The sequence below is a fragment of the Streptomyces sp. NPDC050164 genome (assembly GCF_044459945.1).
GTDB lineage: Bacteria > Actinomycetota > Actinomycetes > Streptomycetales > Streptomycetaceae > Streptomyces > Streptomyces coeruleorubidus_A.
Genome location: NZ_JBITJK010000006.1, coordinates 155049 through 170548, shown reverse-complemented (window position 1 = coordinate 170548; position 15500 = coordinate 155049). Strand labels below are relative to the sequence as shown.

The 15500-nt window shown below is 70.1% G+C and carries 16 protein-coding genes; 8 read left to right on the top strand and 8 right to left on the bottom strand.

Annotated elements, in window-relative coordinates:
• The first annotated feature begins 116 nt into the window (after positions 1-116).
• The 8 genes from ACIBNA_RS12500 to ACIBNA_RS12465 all read left to right on the top strand — a co-directional run bounded on the left by ACIBNA_RS12500 (position 117) and on the right by ACIBNA_RS12465 (position 7799).
• Complete coding sequence (locus ACIBNA_RS12500) at positions 117-926, top strand: NAD-dependent epimerase/dehydratase family protein (protein WP_399165176.1); 810 nt, start codon at positions 117-119, stop codon at positions 924-926.
• A gap of 312 nt (positions 927-1238) precedes the next feature.
• A complete protein-coding gene (locus ACIBNA_RS12495) occupies positions 1239-2006 on the top strand; it encodes a DeoR/GlpR family DNA-binding transcription regulator (protein ID WP_399165175.1) in 768 nt (255 codons plus the stop codon).
• Positions 2007-2084: 78 nt separating this feature from the next.
• Positions 2085-3458, top strand: coding sequence for an ABC transporter substrate-binding protein (locus ACIBNA_RS12490; protein WP_399165174.1), 1374 nt, complete (start codon positions 2085-2087; stop codon positions 3456-3458).
• Entirely contained in the window at positions 3455-4396 is a 942-nt protein-coding gene (locus ACIBNA_RS12485) for a carbohydrate ABC transporter permease (RefSeq protein ID WP_399165173.1), read from the top strand. Before ACIBNA_RS12490 ends, ACIBNA_RS12485 begins: the two co-directional genes overlap by 4 nt.
• Positions 4393-5244, top strand: a complete 852-nt coding sequence (locus tag ACIBNA_RS12480; protein WP_399165172.1) for a carbohydrate ABC transporter permease — start codon at positions 4393-4395, stop codon at positions 5242-5244. Before ACIBNA_RS12485 ends, ACIBNA_RS12480 begins: the two co-directional genes overlap by 4 nt.
• Positions 5241-6230, top strand: a complete 990-nt coding sequence (locus ACIBNA_RS12475; protein ID WP_399165171.1) for a zinc-dependent alcohol dehydrogenase family protein — start codon at positions 5241-5243, stop codon at positions 6228-6230. The genes ACIBNA_RS12480 and ACIBNA_RS12475 overlap by 4 nt, the downstream gene beginning before the upstream one ends.
• Before the next feature lie 74 nt (positions 6231-6304).
• Positions 6305-6526 (top strand): hypothetical protein, encoded by a 222-nt coding sequence (locus ACIBNA_RS12470; RefSeq protein WP_399165170.1) that lies wholly within the window; start codon positions 6305-6307, stop codon positions 6524-6526.
• A 64-nt stretch (positions 6527-6590) separates the two neighbouring features.
• Positions 6591-7799, top strand: a complete 1209-nt coding sequence (locus ACIBNA_RS12465; protein ID WP_399165311.1) for a TerD family protein — start codon at positions 6591-6593, stop codon at positions 7797-7799.
• A 350-nt stretch (positions 7800-8149) separates the two neighbouring features.
• Here ACIBNA_RS12465 and ACIBNA_RS12460 read toward each other — a convergent pair whose 3' ends face one another.
• The 8 genes from ACIBNA_RS12460 to ACIBNA_RS12425 form a co-directional block, all read right to left on the bottom strand.
• Positions 8150-8725: a TetR/AcrR family transcriptional regulator gene (locus ACIBNA_RS12460; RefSeq protein WP_399165169.1), complete on the bottom strand. Its 576-nt coding sequence runs from the start codon at positions 8723-8725 to the stop codon at positions 8150-8152.
• 73 nt (positions 8726-8798) lie between these two features.
• Positions 8799-9197: a hypothetical protein gene (locus tag ACIBNA_RS12455; RefSeq protein ID WP_399165168.1), complete on the bottom strand. Its 399-nt coding sequence runs from the start codon at positions 9195-9197 to the stop codon at positions 8799-8801.
• A gap of 324 nt (positions 9198-9521) precedes the next feature.
• Positions 9522-10448: a hypothetical protein gene (locus ACIBNA_RS12450; protein ID WP_399165167.1), complete on the bottom strand. Its 927-nt coding sequence runs from the start codon at positions 10446-10448 to the stop codon at positions 9522-9524.
• 16 nt (positions 10449-10464) lie between these two features.
• Positions 10465-11337, bottom strand: coding sequence for a carbohydrate ABC transporter permease (locus ACIBNA_RS12445; protein ID WP_399165166.1), 873 nt, complete (start codon positions 11335-11337; stop codon positions 10465-10467).
• Positions 11327-12346, bottom strand: coding sequence for a carbohydrate ABC transporter permease (locus ACIBNA_RS12440; protein ID WP_399165165.1), 1020 nt, complete (start codon positions 12344-12346; stop codon positions 11327-11329). The genes ACIBNA_RS12445 and ACIBNA_RS12440 overlap by 11 nt, the downstream gene beginning before the upstream one ends.
• 1 nt (position 12347) lies before the next feature.
• A complete protein-coding gene (locus ACIBNA_RS12435) occupies positions 12348-13640 on the bottom strand; it encodes an ABC transporter substrate-binding protein (protein WP_399165164.1) in 1293 nt (430 codons plus the stop codon).
• Between the two features lie 287 nt (positions 13641-13927).
• Complete coding sequence (locus ACIBNA_RS12430) at positions 13928-14965, bottom strand: LacI family DNA-binding transcriptional regulator (RefSeq protein ID WP_399165163.1); 1038 nt, start codon at positions 14963-14965, stop codon at positions 13928-13930.
• 57 nt (positions 14966-15022) lie between these two features.
• Entirely contained in the window at positions 15023-15427 is a 405-nt protein-coding gene (locus tag ACIBNA_RS12425) for a VOC family protein (protein ID WP_399165162.1), read from the bottom strand.
• Positions 15428-15500: the final 73 nt, after the last annotated feature.

Here is a 15500-nt window from a genome sequence, read left to right as displayed (position 1 = left end):
AGCGGATTCGCTCCTTCTGCGGCATACTTGACGGGCCCCGCTCCAGATCCTTAGCGTGTCCACGAATATGAATGCCGTGCACTCATGTGTACGGGGGAAGTTCAAGGAGACCGAGGATGCCCGCTCCCCGCACCGTCCTGCTCACCGGCGCCGCCGGTGGCCTCGGCACCCTGATGCGGGACCTGCTCCCGGACTACGGCTACGAGCTGCGGCTGCTCGACATGCGCCCGATCGAGGGCGCGCCGGACGCGATCACCGCCGACCTCGCCGACCAGGACGCCGTGCGCGAGGCGGTCCGCGGCGTCGACGCGATCATCCACCTCGCGGGCATCTCCCTGGAAGCCCCCTTCGAGAAGATCCTCAAGGCGAACATCGAGGGCACCTACCACCTGTACGAGGCCGCCCGCAAGGAGGGTGTCGGCAGGATCGTCTTCGCCTCCTCCAACCACGCCGTCGGCTACACCCCGCGCCCCCAGGGCGACGACCCGCTGATCCCGGTCGACACCCCCCGCCGCCCGGACACCTTCTACGGCCTGTCCAAGTGCTTCGGCGAGGACCTCGCGCAGCTCTACTGGGACAAGCACGGTCTGGAGACGGTCTCGGTGCGGATCGGCTCCTGCTTCCCCGAGCCGACCAGCGTGCGCATGCTCTCGGTGTGGATGAGCCCCGCCGACGGCGCCCGCCTCTTCCACGCGGCCCTGACCGCCGAGCACGTCGGCCACACCGTCGTCCACGGCTCCTCCGCCAACACCCGGCTGTGGTGGGACCTCACCACCGCCCGGGCGCTCGGCTACGAACCGCAGGACGACTCCGAGCCGTGGGCCGAGAAGCTCATCGCCGAGCAGGGCGAGCTGGACCCGGACAACGAGGCGCACGCCCATCTGGGCGGCCACTTCGTGACGAACCCGCCGATCTGGCCGTACTGACCGGAAAACGTCGTCGCACGGGGGCGGGCGGGCAGAGAACGGGCCCGCCCGCTCGGGCATTCGGGCACGGCCCGTATGCGGTCGGGCAGCGCCCTCAGGGGCGCGGGGGACAGCGTGACCAGCCACAACGCACCCGCGGACGGCCACGACTCCCCTGCGGCACGCCGCGCGTGTCCGGGACCGAACGGGCACACACGGGCAGGATCGCTTCCGCAACAGACCTGGCCACCGCAGAACACCCGCTGTAGAACTTCCCCCATGGCCCGACCGAGGGCCCGAACGGGCAGCACAGCAGGAAGGCGGGTGACGGCCATGAACAGAACCGCGGAAGAACGCCAGCGCGAGATCGTGCTGGCCGCACGGCGCGCCGGCTCGGTCGACGTCACCGCCCTCGCCGTCGAACTGGGCGTGGCCAAGGAAACCGTACGGCGGGACCTGCGTGTCCTGGAGGACCACGGCCTGCTCCGCCGCACCCATGGCGGCGCCTACCCGGTGGAGAGCGCCGGCTTCGAGACGACGCTCGCCTTCCGCGCCACCAGCCACGTCCCCGAGAAGCGCCGGATCGCGACCGCCGCCGCCGAGCTGCTCGGCGACGCCGAGACCGTCTTCGTCGACGAGGGCTTCACCCCGCAGCTCATCGCCGAGGCACTCCCCCGGGACCGGCCGCTGACCGTGGTCACCGCGTCCCTGCCGGTCGCCGGCGCGCTCGCCGAGGCCGACACCATGTCCGTCCTGCTGCTGGGCGGCCGGGTCCGCTCCGGCACCCTCGCCACCGTCGACCACTGGACGACGAAGATGCTGGCCGGATTCGTCGTCGACCTGGCGTTCATCGGCGCCAACGGCATCTCCCGCGAACACGGCCTCACCACCCCCGACCCGGCGGTCAGCGAGGTCAAGACACAGGCGATCCGGGCCGCCCGCCGCACGGTCTTCGCGGGCGTGCACACCAAGTTCGGAGCGGTCAGCTTCTGCCGGTTCGCCGAGGTCGGCGCACTGGAGACGATCGTGACGAGCACGCTGCTGCCGGCAGCCGAGGCCCACCGCTACTCACTGCTCGGCCCACAGGTCATCCGCGTCTGACCCACCGGCCCCCGCCCCCTCAGGGCTCAGCCACGCCCTGCCATGCCCCTTATCTCCCCATAAATCCAGGAGCGATCCATGCGAACCCAGAGCCGACGACGGCCACCGCGAGCCACGCTCGCCATGGCCGCCGCAGGGACGCTGCTCGCCCCGCTGCTCTCCGGCTGCTGGGTCGGGGCGGGCGGGGCCGGATCCGGTGGTGACGCCATCAACGTCCTGATGGTCAACAACCCCCAGATGGTCGAGCTGCAGAAGCTCACGCGCGCCCACTTCACCAAAGAGACCGGCATCAAGGTCAACTTCACCGTCCTGCCCGAGAACGACGTCCGCGACAAGATCAGCCAGGACTTCGCCAACCAGGCCGGCCAGTACGACGTCGCCACGCTGTCCAACTACGAGATACCGATCTACGCCCGCAACGGCTGGCTGCACGAGATGAACGGCTACGTCGCGAAGGACCCGGGCTACGACGAGCAGGACATCCTGAAGCCGATGCGCCAGTCCCTCACCGGGGACGACGGCAAGCTCTACGGCCAGCCCTTCTACGGCGAGTCCTCGTTCCTGATGTACCGCAAGGACGTGTTCGAGAAGAAGGGCCTGACGATGCCCGCCCACCCCACCTGGCAGCAGGTGGCGGACCTCGCGGCGAAGGCGGACGGCGCCGAACCGGGCATGAAGGGCATCTGCCTGCGCGGCCTGCCCGGCTGGGGCGAGGTGATGGCCCCTCTGACCACCGTCGTGAACACCTTCGGCGGCACCTGGTTCGACAAGAACTGGAAGGCACAGCTCGACTCCCCCGCCTTCGAGAAGGCGACGAAGTTCTATGTCGACCTGGTCCGTGAGCACGGCGAGTCCGGCGCCGCCCAGTCCGGATTCGCCGAGTGCCTGAACAACATGACCCAGGGCAAGGTCGCCATGTGGTACGACGCCACCTCCGCGGCCGGATCCCTGGAGGCGGCGAACTCCCCGGTCAAGGGCAAGGTCGGCTACGCCCCCGCACCGGTCGAGAAGACCGAGTCCTCCGGCTGGCTCTACACCTGGGCCTGGGGCATCCAGCAGGCCTCCCGCAACTCCGACGACGCCTGGAAGTTCGTCTCCTGGGCGTCCGGCAAGGAGTACGAGCAGCTGGTCGGCGACGAAATCGGCTGGTCCAACGTCCCGGCCGGCAAACGGGCCTCGACGTACGCCAACGCCGACTACCGCAAGGAGGCCGCCGCCTTCCAGGAGATGACCAAGGAGGCCATCGAGGGAGCCCGGCCGGGTGATCCCGGCGTGCAGCCGCGGCCCGCGCCCGGCATCCAGTTCGTCGGCATCCCCGAGTTCACCGACCTCGGCACCAAGGTCTCGCAGGAGATCAGCGCGGCCATCGCCGGACGCCAGTCCGTCGAATCGGCCCTTAAGAAGTCGCAAGCGCTCGCCGAGAAGATCTCCGAGGAGTACGAGGGACGATGACCGCCACGACAACGGCCCCCCTGGCCGCTCCCGAGACGCGGACCCCGGTCCGCCGGCCCTCCGCCCGCCTGCGCGCCTGGGCCACCCGCGCCCCGCTGCTCCCCGCCCTGATCTTCATGATCGTCGTCACCCAGCTGCCCTTCGTGGCCACGCTGGTGATCTCCTTCTTCGACTGGAACTCCCTTTATCCCGACGCCCGGCAGTTCACCGGCCTCGACAACTACCAGGAGGTCCTCACCGACCCGGACCTGCGCCAGTCGGTGTGGACGACCGTCCTGCTGACGGTGGCGGTGGTCCTGGCCGGCCTGGTGCTGGGACTGGTCCTGGCGCTGCTGCTGGACCGGAGGTTCCGCGGCCGGGGCATCGTACGGACGCTGCTGATCGCACCCTTCCTGGTCGTACCGGTCGCGGCGGCCCTCCTCTGGAAACACGTGCTCTACAACCCCGAATACGGCCTGTTCAACGGGTTGTTGCACTATGTGGGCGGCCCACAGCCCGACTGGATCTCCAACACCCCGCTGCTCGCGGTCGAAGCGTCGCTCGTCTGGCAGTGGACGCCGTTCATGATGCTGATCCTGCTGGCCGGCCTGCAGAGCCGTGACCACGAGCAGATCGAGGCGGCCCGGGTCGACGGCGCGAGCGACTGGCAGATCTTCGTCCACCTGACGCTCCCCCATCTGCGCCGCTACCTCGAACTGGGCGCCCTGCTGGGCTCGATCTACATCGTCCAGAACTTCGACGCGGTCTTCACGATCACGTCCGGCGGCCTGGGCACCGCCAACCTCCCCTACACCGTCTACCAGAGCTTCTACCAGGCCCACGAGAACGGCCTCGCCTCGGCCGCGGGCGTCCTGGTGGTCATCGGCTCGATCGTCATCGCGACCTTCGCCCTGCGCGTGGTGTCGTCCCTGTTCCGCGAGGAGGTGTCCCGCGCATGAGCACGAACGCCCTGCGTGTCCGTCGTGTCCGTGGCAAGGGTGCGGGCCTGGGCCTGCTGGCCTGGCTGCTCGGCGTCGCGTTCTTCCTGCCCATCGCGTGGATGGCGCTGACGTCCTTCCACTCCGAGCAGGACGCGGCGACCAACCCGCCGTCCTTCGCCGCCGCCCTGCCCCTGGACGGCTACCGCGAGTTCTTCGGCGCGGGCGGCGGCGCGAGCCCCTGGCCGGCGCTGATCAACTCCACGGTCGCGTCCGTGGCCTCGACCCTGCTGGTCCTGCTGCTGGCCTTCCCGGCGGCGTACGCGCTCTCGATCAACCGCGTCCGCAAGTGGACGGACGTCCTGTTCTTCTTCCTCTCCACGAAGATGCTGCCGGCGGTCGCGGGCCTGCTCCCTATCTACCTCTTCGCCAAGAACGCCGGGATGCTCGACAACATCTGGCTGCTGGTCATCCTCTACACCTCCATGAACCTTCCGATCGCGGTGTGGATGATGCAGTCGTTCCTCGCCGAGATCCCGGTCGCGGTGATCGAGGCGGCTCGGGTGGACGGGGCACGGCTGCCGACGGTCCTCGCGCGGGTCGTGGCCCCGATCGCCCTCCCGGGCATCGCCGCGACGGCACTCATCTGCTTCATCTTCAGCTGGAACGAACTGCTCTTCGCACGGGTGCTGACCGGCGTGGTCGCCGAGACCGCCCCCGTCTTCCTGACCGGCTTCATCACCAGCCAGGGCCTGTTCCTGGCGAAGGTGTGCGCCGCGTCGCTCGTCATCTCCCTGCCGGTGCTCGCCGCGGGGTTCGCCGCCCAGGACAAGCTGGTCCAGGGCCTGTCGTTGGGAGCCGTCAAATGAAGGCCGCCGTCATCGAGTCCGTGGGCAAGGCCGTCGTCGCCGAGGTCCCCGACCCGACGCCCGGCCCGCGTCAGGTCGTCGTCGAGGTCGCGGCCTGCGGCCTGTGCGGCACGGACCTGCACATCCTCCAGGGCGAGTTCGCCCCCGAGTTGCCCATCGTGCCCGGACACGAGTTCGCGGGCGAGGTGGTCGGGGTCGGCACCCAGGTCACCGAGGTGTCGGTGGGCGACCGGGTCGCGGTCGACCCGTCCCTGTACTGCTACGAGTGCCGCTACTGCCGTACCGGCCACAACAACCTCTGCGAACGCTGGGCGGCGATCGGCGTGACGACGGCCGGAGGGGCCGCGAAGTACGCCCTCGCCCCCGTGGCGAACTGCGTGAAGCTCCCCGGCCACGTCCGCACGCAGGACGCGGCCCTGGTGGAGCCCCTCTCCTGCGCGGTACGCGGCTACGACGTGCTCCGCTCCCGGCTCGGCGCGCACGTCCTGATCTACGGCTCGGGCACGATGGGCCTGATGATGCTGGAGCTGGCCAAGCGCACGGGCGCGGCGAGCGTGGACGTCGTCGACGTGAACCCGGCCCGCCTGGAGACGGCCCGCCGCCTCGGCGTCTCGGCGTCGGCCGCGGGCCCGGACGAACTGGACCGCCCGCAGGGCTGGGACCTGGTCGTCGATGCCACGGGCAACGCGGCGGCGATCCAGGACGGCCTGGACCGGGTGGCGAAGGCCGGCACGTTCCTGCAGTTCGGCGTGGCCGACTACGCGACGCGCGTGACGATCGACCCGTACCGCATCTACAACCAGGAGATCACCATCACCGGCTCGATGGCGGTGCTGCACAGCTTCGAGCGGGCGGCCGAGTTGTTCGCGAACGGGGTCCTCGACCCCGAGATCTTCATCAGCGACCGGATCCCGCTGGAGCGGTACCCGCAGGCGCTGGAGCAGTTCGCGGCGGGGGTCGGCCGCAAGATCGTGGTCGTGCCGTAGGGAACGGACCGCTGCGGGCGGGGGCAGGCGAAAGTCGCTGGGGCGCCTGCCCCCGCCCCCCGTACGCTCGCGGCATGCCACGACCCCACGGATTCGCCTATGAGCAGCACGCGGGCGGCACCGTCCGCATCACCCACCACGGCTGCCCCGCCACCACGCTGAACGGCCCCCGGGCCGAGCAGTTCCTCGCCGAGGTCGAGACCTCCGACCCCCAGCTCGTCATGGCCCGCTGGACGGGAAACTACAAGCGCGGCAACGAACGCACCGCCCGCGATCACCCCCGCAACCGCCGCTGACCCGAATGGGCCCAAGGTAAGGGAACGGCAAAACCGCCTCGCTCGTTCACCCGGCATGACAGCTATGACCCCCGGCTCGAACATCCCCCTGTCCGCCACCCGCGTGACGGTCGACGTCGCCGCCCCGGTGCGGCTCGACGTATCGGGCCTGCTGCTCACCGCCGACGGCAAGGTGCGCTCCGACGACGACTTCATCTTCTACAACCAGCCTTCGGGCCCGGGCGTGACCTACCGCTCGGGCGGCGGCACCACACCCGACGCGATCGTGGTCGACACGACGGCCGTGCCCCCCGGCATCGAGAAGATCGTCGTCACGGCGAGCCCGGACGCCGCGGGCCAGACCTTCCGGGGCATCGAACCGACGGCCACGATCCGCAACGCGGACGACAGCTCCGTCCTGGCCTCGTTCACGCCCCCGCAGCTCGGTGACGAGACGGCCCTGGTGATCGTGGAGATCTACCTGCGCAACGGCCAGTGGAAGGCCCGAGCCGTCGGCCAGGGATACGCCAACGGCCTCGCGGGCATCGCCACGGACTTCGGTGTCTCGGTGGAGGAGCCGGCCGCCCCGGCCCAGCAGCCGGTGACCCCGCCGCCGGCCCCGACGCAGCCGCCGGTGGCTGCGCCGGCCCCGCCCGTCACCACGCCCGCGGCGCCCCCGGCTCCCGCCACGCCTCCGCCGCCCGCCCCCGGCGCCGGGAAGATCAACCTCGACAAGGGCCGCGTCAGCCTCCAGAAGAACCAGACCGTCTCCCTCGTCAAGGGCGGCCGCCCCCTGCTCTCCCAGGTCAAGATGGGCCTCGGCTGGGAGCCGGCGTACCGCGGCAAGGACATCGACCTGGACGCCTCGGTCATCGCCTACGGACCGCAGCGCAACCACATCGACAGCTGCTACTTCGGCAAGCTCCAGATCGTGGGCGGCGCGATCCGGCACTCCGGAGACAACCTCACGGGCGAGGGCGGCGGCGACGACGAGGTGATCACGGTCGACCTCGGCCGTCTCCCGCAGGAGGTCACCGGCCTGGTCTTCACGGTCAACTCCTTCTCCGGCCAGAAGTTCACGGAGGTCGCCAAGGCCTACTGCCGCCTCCTGGACGGCACGACCGGCGAGGAACTGGTCCGCTTCGACCTCACCAGCGCCGAGCCGCAGACCGGCGTGATGATGGCCAAGCTGATCCGCCAGTTCTCCGGCGAGTGGGAGATGACGGCGATCGGCGACTTCGTGAAGTCCCGCACGGTCAGGGGAATGGTGAAGCCGGCGGCCCAGTCCCTGTAACGACACACAGACGACGCCTCAGCGACGCCCCCGGCCCAGTCCCGTCCCCACGCCCCGGGCAGCCGGGGGCACCCGAGGCGTCCTGCCCCGCCGACGACGACGCGGGACGGCCCAGCTCACAACGCCCTCTGACTCGACCGGCGTGGCCGGGGCCCGCCATGCCCGCCATGCCCGCCACCACAGCGGCCAGACCACGAGCCTCCACGCCCACGTCAGCAGCCATGACCGCGAGGCCCGCAGCCAGCCCAGGCGTCCGCCGCGCCACGACCGCGAAGCCGCAGGCCCTCCACACCAACCGCACGCGTGCCCGCGAAGAGGCCGCCACACCACCCCCGTGACCCCGCCGCCCCTCACCCACCACGCGGCCGCAGGCCCTCCGTCAGCAGCGCCAGATAGCGCCGGATGTGCCCGCCCTCCCCGTCCGCCAGCTCCGCCGCCGTCGCCACCCCGTGCGCCAGCCGCAGTATGTCGATCGGCTCGACGTCCCGCCGGAGCGTGCCCGCTTCCTGTGCTGCCCGGACCAGGCGCACCGCCGCGCTCTTCACCGCGTCGCCGCAGGCCGTGGCCACGGTCGAGTCGCTCTGTGTGACGGCCGGCCCCAGCAGGGCCCGCAGGCCTCGCATCTGGATCATCCCGGCACCGAGTTCGTACAGCCACTCCACCAGCGCCTCACCCGGCGGCAGTTCCGCCGCGAGTTCGTCGGCCCGGGCCGCGATCGCCTCGATACGGTCGAGGTAGGCGGCTTCCAGCAGCGCGTGCCGGGTAGGGAAATGCCGGTACAGCGTGCCGGAGCCGACCCCGGCCCGCTTGGCGATGTCGTCGAGCGACGCGCCTTCCCCGTGCTCGGCGAAGGCCTCCGCGGCCACCTTCAGCAACCGCTCGTAGTTACGCCGAGCGTCCGCCCGCATGGGCCTGACCTGCGCCATGCAGCCACTCCTCACGAACCGGGGAACCCTCTCCGTACCTTAATTCGGAGTCGGAGCCGAGAACGCCGGCACGTCACGCCGGCGACTGCCCCTTGATCAGAGCTGCGCGGACGGCCTGGTGCAGCACCTGCTCGCGAGGGAGCGTCAGGCGGAACGTCTCCTCCACGACGGCGAGGGACTTGGCGTGGGCCGCGGCCCTGTCGTCCTCGTCCGGGATGCCCGCGGCCCGCACCGCAGCGCTGAGCAGCTCCGGGCGAGTACCGGTGATCTCGTGCGACCAGGTGTGCATGTACATCTGGAAGCCGCACACGTGGACCCCGTCACGGAAGTAGCTGAACTCCGGCGGCGGCAGCTTCGGGTTCTGCGTCTCGTGGTGGAGCTGGAACACGTGATCGCCCTGCCCGGACAGGCCATCGACGTAGCCGGGCCCCATGCACCCGGGCCACTCCCCGTACGCCACGGCATAGGACATCCGCGCTCGTGCCGTAGCGCACCGCGACACTGTCGTCCCGGCCGCGGTCCCGGTCGCGCCGAGCCAGGAAGCCGACCAGCTCATCGGCGCTGTGGTCGCCGAGCTCCACGGGAGGCTCGTCGCCGGCGAGGCGCCGCACAAGCTCCTCGGGCTCCACGCCCCGGGCCAGGGTGACGCAGTACCCCAGCCAGGTGAGGTCCTCGCGGGCCAGCCACGCTACTCCGTCGTTCATTTCCCCTCTTTCCTGCGTGGCGGGGGACGGCACCGTACGCCGCCCCCCGCCGACACCCCACCGCTACCCCGGCGAGACGTTCCGCCAAGGCACTACCTGATGTCGCACTTCACGGTCGCCGTGCTCGCATTGCACTTCTCGAAGCCGGGCGTCCTGACAAAGTACAGATCCTGGTCGAGCAGGCGCAGCTTGCTGGAGAACGAGGAGAAGCGGCTCATGGAGGTGGAGTTGATCCACCCGGACATCGCCGACCGGCCGCAGACCTCCTTCCAGGTCGGGGCCGCCTGACGGTCCTCGTCGTACAGCTTCCACGTGCCGTTGGACAGCTTGGTGGCGAAGGTCTGCACGCACTCGTCGCCGGAGCGCACCGGGTTGGTGCCCTCGGCGCCCTTGGGCATGCCGCCGCTGTTGTAGGTGGAGGCGAAGGCGAACTCGTCGCAGCTCGCCCTGTCCGAGGCGCTGATGTCGGTGACCGGCGTGGCGTTCGGGTTGCCGTGCTTGGCGGCCCAGCCGTCGGGACAGATCACCTTGCGGTTGTCGTCCGGGTCGCGGTTGTAGCGGTTGCGCTCGCCGTGCGTTCCGGTCGAACCCCTGCGGTCCGGAAGGTAGTTCAGCGGCGCGCCCTTGCGGATCTTGGTGTTGATCAGCCAGGCGTGCGCGGCGGCCGCCGGCGTCTTGGCGGTGTTGAAGACGTAGCCGGGCATGTAGTCGCGGAACACACAGCCGGAAGGCGAGTACACCTTGTCACAGCGGGCGTAGACCGGGTTGCCGATGAGGCCCTGGCTGTCGTCGGTGGGGAAGGTCTCCGGAACGCTGGTGGAGAAGGTCGCGTACGGGGCGAAGGCCAGCTCCTGTGAGAGGTCGCTGTCCTTCACTCCGGCCGAGTTCGGCACCTTGCCGTCCCACTGGACGGTCGTGGTCCCGGACTCCTCGTGCGGGTCGATGTCGACGGAGCCGCCCCACATGAGGTTGCCGTCCCAGTCGTACGACGGCTTGTCCTTGCACCCGGCGCTGCACATCGGCGTGATCGTCACCTCACATCTTCATCGCCCCCGCCGCCAGATCCCGCAGGAAGTGCCGCGCCCCGACCAGGAACACGACGATCAGCGGGATGACGCTCATCAGCGCACCGGCCATCACCAGCGAATAGTCGGTGTTGTAGAGGATGTTGAGATTCGCCAGGGCGACCTGGAGGGTGACCTTGTCGGGGTCGATCATGACGACCAGGGGCCAGATGTAGTCGTTCCAGAGGCCGATGAACGTGAAGATGCCGAGGAAGGCGAGGGCCGGCCGGAACAGCGGCAGGGCGACCGTCCAGTAGAGGCGGAAGAAGCCTGCGCCGTCGATCCGCCCGGCGTCCAGCAGTTCGTCCGGCAGCGAGTTCTGGGCGTACTGGCGCATCCAGAAGATGCCGAAGGCGTTCGCAACGCCGGGAATGATCAGTGCCTTCAGGGAGCCCGCCCAGCCGAACTCGGCCATGGTCACGAACTGCGGCACCAGGGAGAGCTGCGCGGGGATCATGTACGTCACCAGCAGCATGCCGAAGAGGAACCTCTTCGCCGGGAACTCGTACTTGGCGAAGGCGAACGCGGCCAGCGAGTCGAAGAACAGCACCAGCACAGTCCCGAGCACGGCGACGACGACGGTGTTGAACAGCGAGCCGAAGAAGTCGACGGTGTCGAGCACCCGCCCCATGTTGTCCAGCAGATGCGGCCCCGGCACCAGCTTGGGCGGGTAGCGGTAGATGTCCTGCGTGGTGCCGGAGGCCAGCACCACCAGCCAGTAGAAGGGGAACAGCGAGACCAGCACACCGAGCAGCAGCACCGCCCGGACGCAAGTGCGGCTGAGCCTGCTGCCGGAGCCGACGGCCAGGCCCGCGCTCCCGGTCGACCTCTGTTCAGCGGCCACGGCGTGCCCCCTTGCGGCGCAGCAGACCGGCGATGCCGGGCCGGCGGTCGTCGTCCGAGCCGGCGACCAGACGCCAGTTGATGATGGTGAGGACGGCGATGATCGCGAAGAGAACCCAGCCCATGGCGGCGCCGTAGCCGAACTGGTGCTCCTTGAATGCCTTCTGCCACAGATAGAGCACGATGGTCATCCCTTCCTGGCCCGGCCCGCCCGTGGTTCCGACGTCGGACGACTGGAAGAGCACCTGGGACTCGGTGAAGATCTGCAGGCCGTTGATGGTGGAGGTGACGGCGGCGAAGAGCACCACAGGCCGCAGTTGCGGCAGTACGACCCGGAAGAGGGTCTGCCTGCTGTTCGCGCCGTCGACGCGGGCGGCCTCGAAGTGCTCGGTGGGGATGGCTTGGAGACCCGCCAGGAAGATCAGCGCGTTGTAGCCGACCCACCGCCAGATGATCATGATGGAGACGGACGACTTGATGCCCCACTCCGAGGACAGCCAGCCGACCCCGTCCAGCCCGATCGCCCGCAGCACCGAGTTGGCGAGTCCCGCCTGGGCGAAGACCGAGCCGAAGACGACGGTCATGGCGACCATCGAGGTGACGTTGGGGACGAAGTACGCCACCCGGTAGGCACCGGCGAAGCGGACCTGCGAGTGCAGCAGGAACGCCAGCACCAGAGCCAGGAACAGCATCGGCACCGTGGACAGGAACCAGATCTCGAAGGTGTTGAGCACCGAGTGCCAGAACACCGAGTCCTGGAGCAGCCATCCGTACTGCTTGAGCCCGACGTAGCGCATGTCGCCGATGCCGTCCCAGTCCTGGAAGGACAGGTAGACGGAGAAGACGATCGGGAAGGCGCCGAAGACGGCGAACAGCACGTAGAACGGGGAGATGGCGAGCAGGGGCGGGAAGTGGCGCCTGCGGCCGCCCGGGGTGGTGGGTTTCGTACGGCCGGCTGGCTGCTTCTCGTTCGCCGCCGGCGCGTCGGCCGGGTCGAGGACGGTCGCCATGTCAGCTCACCCCCACCCGGGACAGCGTGGTCTCGGCGGTGTTCACGGCGTCCCGCCAGGCCCGGTCGGGGTTCTTGCCGAGCATTTCCACATTGGTCAGCTCCTGGAAGAACGGGGTGTTGGCGGACTCCTCGTAGGGGCTGAAGTAGACGACGGGGGCCTTCTGGGCGGCCGGTCCGAAGACGTCGATGGGCTGCTGACCGCCGAAGAAGGGGTCGGGCTTGTGCATCGCCGGGTCGGTGTAGGCGGCCGGAGTGGTGGGGAACAGGGCCATCTCCTGGTAGCTCTCGAGCTGGTTCGCCGGGCTGAGCAGCCACTTCAGGAAGGCGAAGCCCGCCTCGGGGTCCCGGCAGTAGCGGGTCAGCGTCATGTACGAGCCGCCGTAGTTGGCGGGGCCGTCCGGCATGGTGGTCAGCCGCCAGGACCCGGAGGTCTTCGGGGCGGTGTCCTTCAGGCCGTTGATGGCCCACACCGCCGTGGTCATCGTGGCGATCCGGCCGCCGCTCATGGCCGCGTTGAAGTCGGGGGTGCCGTCCGTGATCCTGGCGCTGAGTCCCTGGCGGAGGATGTCCACGGACAGGTCCCAGGCACGCCGGATGTGCTCCTGGTCGCCGATGAAGCGGTTGTCGGCGTCCACGAACTGCCTGGGGCTCTGCAGCAGGACCTGCTGGAAGACGTTGCCGATGTTGCTCACCAGGTACGGCTTGCCGGGCCCCTTCGCCCGCAGGGTCCGCCCGACGGCGATGAACTTCTCCCAGGTGGGGATCTCCTCGGCGACGTCCTCCGGTTCGTGGGCCAGTCCGGCCTCCCGGAAGAGGTCCCTGCGGTAGTAGAGCGCGGTGGGCCCGGCGTCCAGGGGGAAGCCGATCATCCTGCCCGTCGGGGTGAAGCAGGCCTTCCACTTCCATTCGAGGTACTGGTCGCGGACGGACTGTGCGCCGAGCTCCCGCAGGTCGAGGAACTCGTTCTCGTCGGGGAAGAACGTGGCGAGGTTGTCGTTGTTCACGACCGTCACGTCCGGCACGTAGGCGCGCGCGGCGAGGCTGGTGCGCACCTTGGAGTCGATGTCGCCGTCGGGTATCTGCGAGCCCCGCACCTTCAGCCCCGGCACGCCGGGTACGCCGCGCCTGGCGGTGGCGAGCAGCTTGTCGCTGAGCGAGGCCTTCCAGTACCAGAGGCTGAGGTGGTCGGTTCCGGCGGAGGCCGATCCCTCAGCGGACCCGCATCCGGTCAGTCCGAGCAGGCCCGCCCCCGCACCGCCCAGGGAGGCCCCCAGAAAGCGTCTGCGGGACATCGTTCGGTGTTCCATGGGCGCGCACTCGCTTTCCGGGCGTGCCGCGGCCGGGCACAGCGCTGCCGCGGGCCCGTTTTTTCACGGGGGTGGGGGGAGGCTTCCCCGGTGAGGGAAGTGAAGACAACGATGTCGGCGGGCGCGTGGTGGTCGGGCCGACGGTCTCGCGATGGGGGGTTCTGTGGGTTCGTGAACGTTCACGTGAGCGTTGCCGTCGAGTATCGGGGCGCCCGAAAACCGGTGTCAAGGGAGCTGCACGGAACGGTCTGCCGGGCCCACGCCCGGGCAGGTCAGGCGGAGGCGCGGACCACCAGCTCGGGCACCACCCACGCGTCCGCGCCGCGCAGCGGCTCCTCACCCGCGCGCAGCCGGGCCACCTGCTCCACGGCCAGCCGTCCCAGCTGCCGCTTGTCGATGTGCAGGGTGGTCAGGGCGGGGTCGACCAGCTCGCCCAGGGAGAGACCGTCGAAGCCCAGCACCGCCAAATCGTCCGGGACGCTCCGGCCATGGCGGCGGGCGGTGCGCATCGCCCCGACCGCGATCAGGTCGTTGAAGCCGAAGACCGCGGTGATCTCGGGCCTCGCCGCAAGGAGTTGTTCCATGCCGGCCTCGCCACCGGCCACGCTGTGCTCGGGGCACACCACGACCCAGTCCTCGTCGACCGGCAGTCCCAGCCGCCGCACCTGCTCCAGGAACGCCAGCCTGCGGGGGCCGGGGCCGTGCACGCCGTCCAGCATGCCGATCCTGCGGTGCCCCGCGCGGAACAGGTGGTTCATGCCCTGCTCGACTCCCGTGGCGGCGTCGATGCCCACGGCCGCGAACCGGGTCTGCTGCGGACCGCGCTCCAGCAGCACCAGCGGCACGCCTCCGAGGTGCCGGGTGAGGGCGTCGTCCGGGTCCTTGAAGTAGCCCACGACCGCGTCCGCCTGGTGGGACAGCACGTCGAGCGCCTGCCGTTCCCTGGCCTCGTCGATCCGGGAGTCCCACACGACCACCTGCCAGCCGCGCTGCTCGGCCGCCTCCAGCACCCCGGCGGCCACCTCGGGAAAGAACGGGTTGCGCAGGTCCGGGATGACCAGACCCGCCGTCACCGCCCCCTTCTGGACGAGTCCGCGCGCGAACCGGCTGGGCCGGTAGTCCAGGAGCCGGGCCGCCTCCAGGACCCGCTCCTTGGTGGCCGGGTCGATCTCGCCCTTGTCGTTGACCGCCCGGGAGACCGTCTGCCGTGACACCCCGGCCAGGCGTGCGACGTCGTGGATCGTGGCCCGGCGCCGGGCACCGCCGGGCCGCTCGGCACCCGGCTCCGCCCGCTGATTGTCGGTCCACACGCTGAGCACTTTATCCGGCTCCGGCCCCCGCCCGGCAGGGGCGGCCGCGCGGGCGCCTCAGCCGTCGAGCTCGGTGAAGAGCGTCAGCTGCAGGGCGCCCGGGGCTTCGAGCCGGGAGTTCAGGGAGTTCCAGGGGGTGCGCGTGGGCTCGGCGACCACCTCGGCTCCGGCGGCGGCCAGCTTCGCGGTGATGGCGACGGAGTCGTCCACCTGGAAGGCGACCCGGACGTGCCCGGCCACCCGCCGCCCCACCTCGACCTCGTCGATGAAGGCGGCGTGGTTCGGGTCGGTCAGCTCCAGGGTGGCCCGCCCGGCCTCCAGGATCGTGACCCGCCCGTCCTCCGAGGCGAACGCGCCCCGCTCGGCCAGGCCGAGTACGTCCCGGTAGAAGTGCAGCGCGGCGTCGTAGTCGTCCGCCGTCACGACCAGGCGGAGTTCTCGTACGGCTGGTTCATCGGGCATGAGGGCTCCTCCGAGAGCTGGGGTAACCGCTTCCAACCCGCGGGTCGGCCGGTTGATTCCCAAGCGCGGCCGG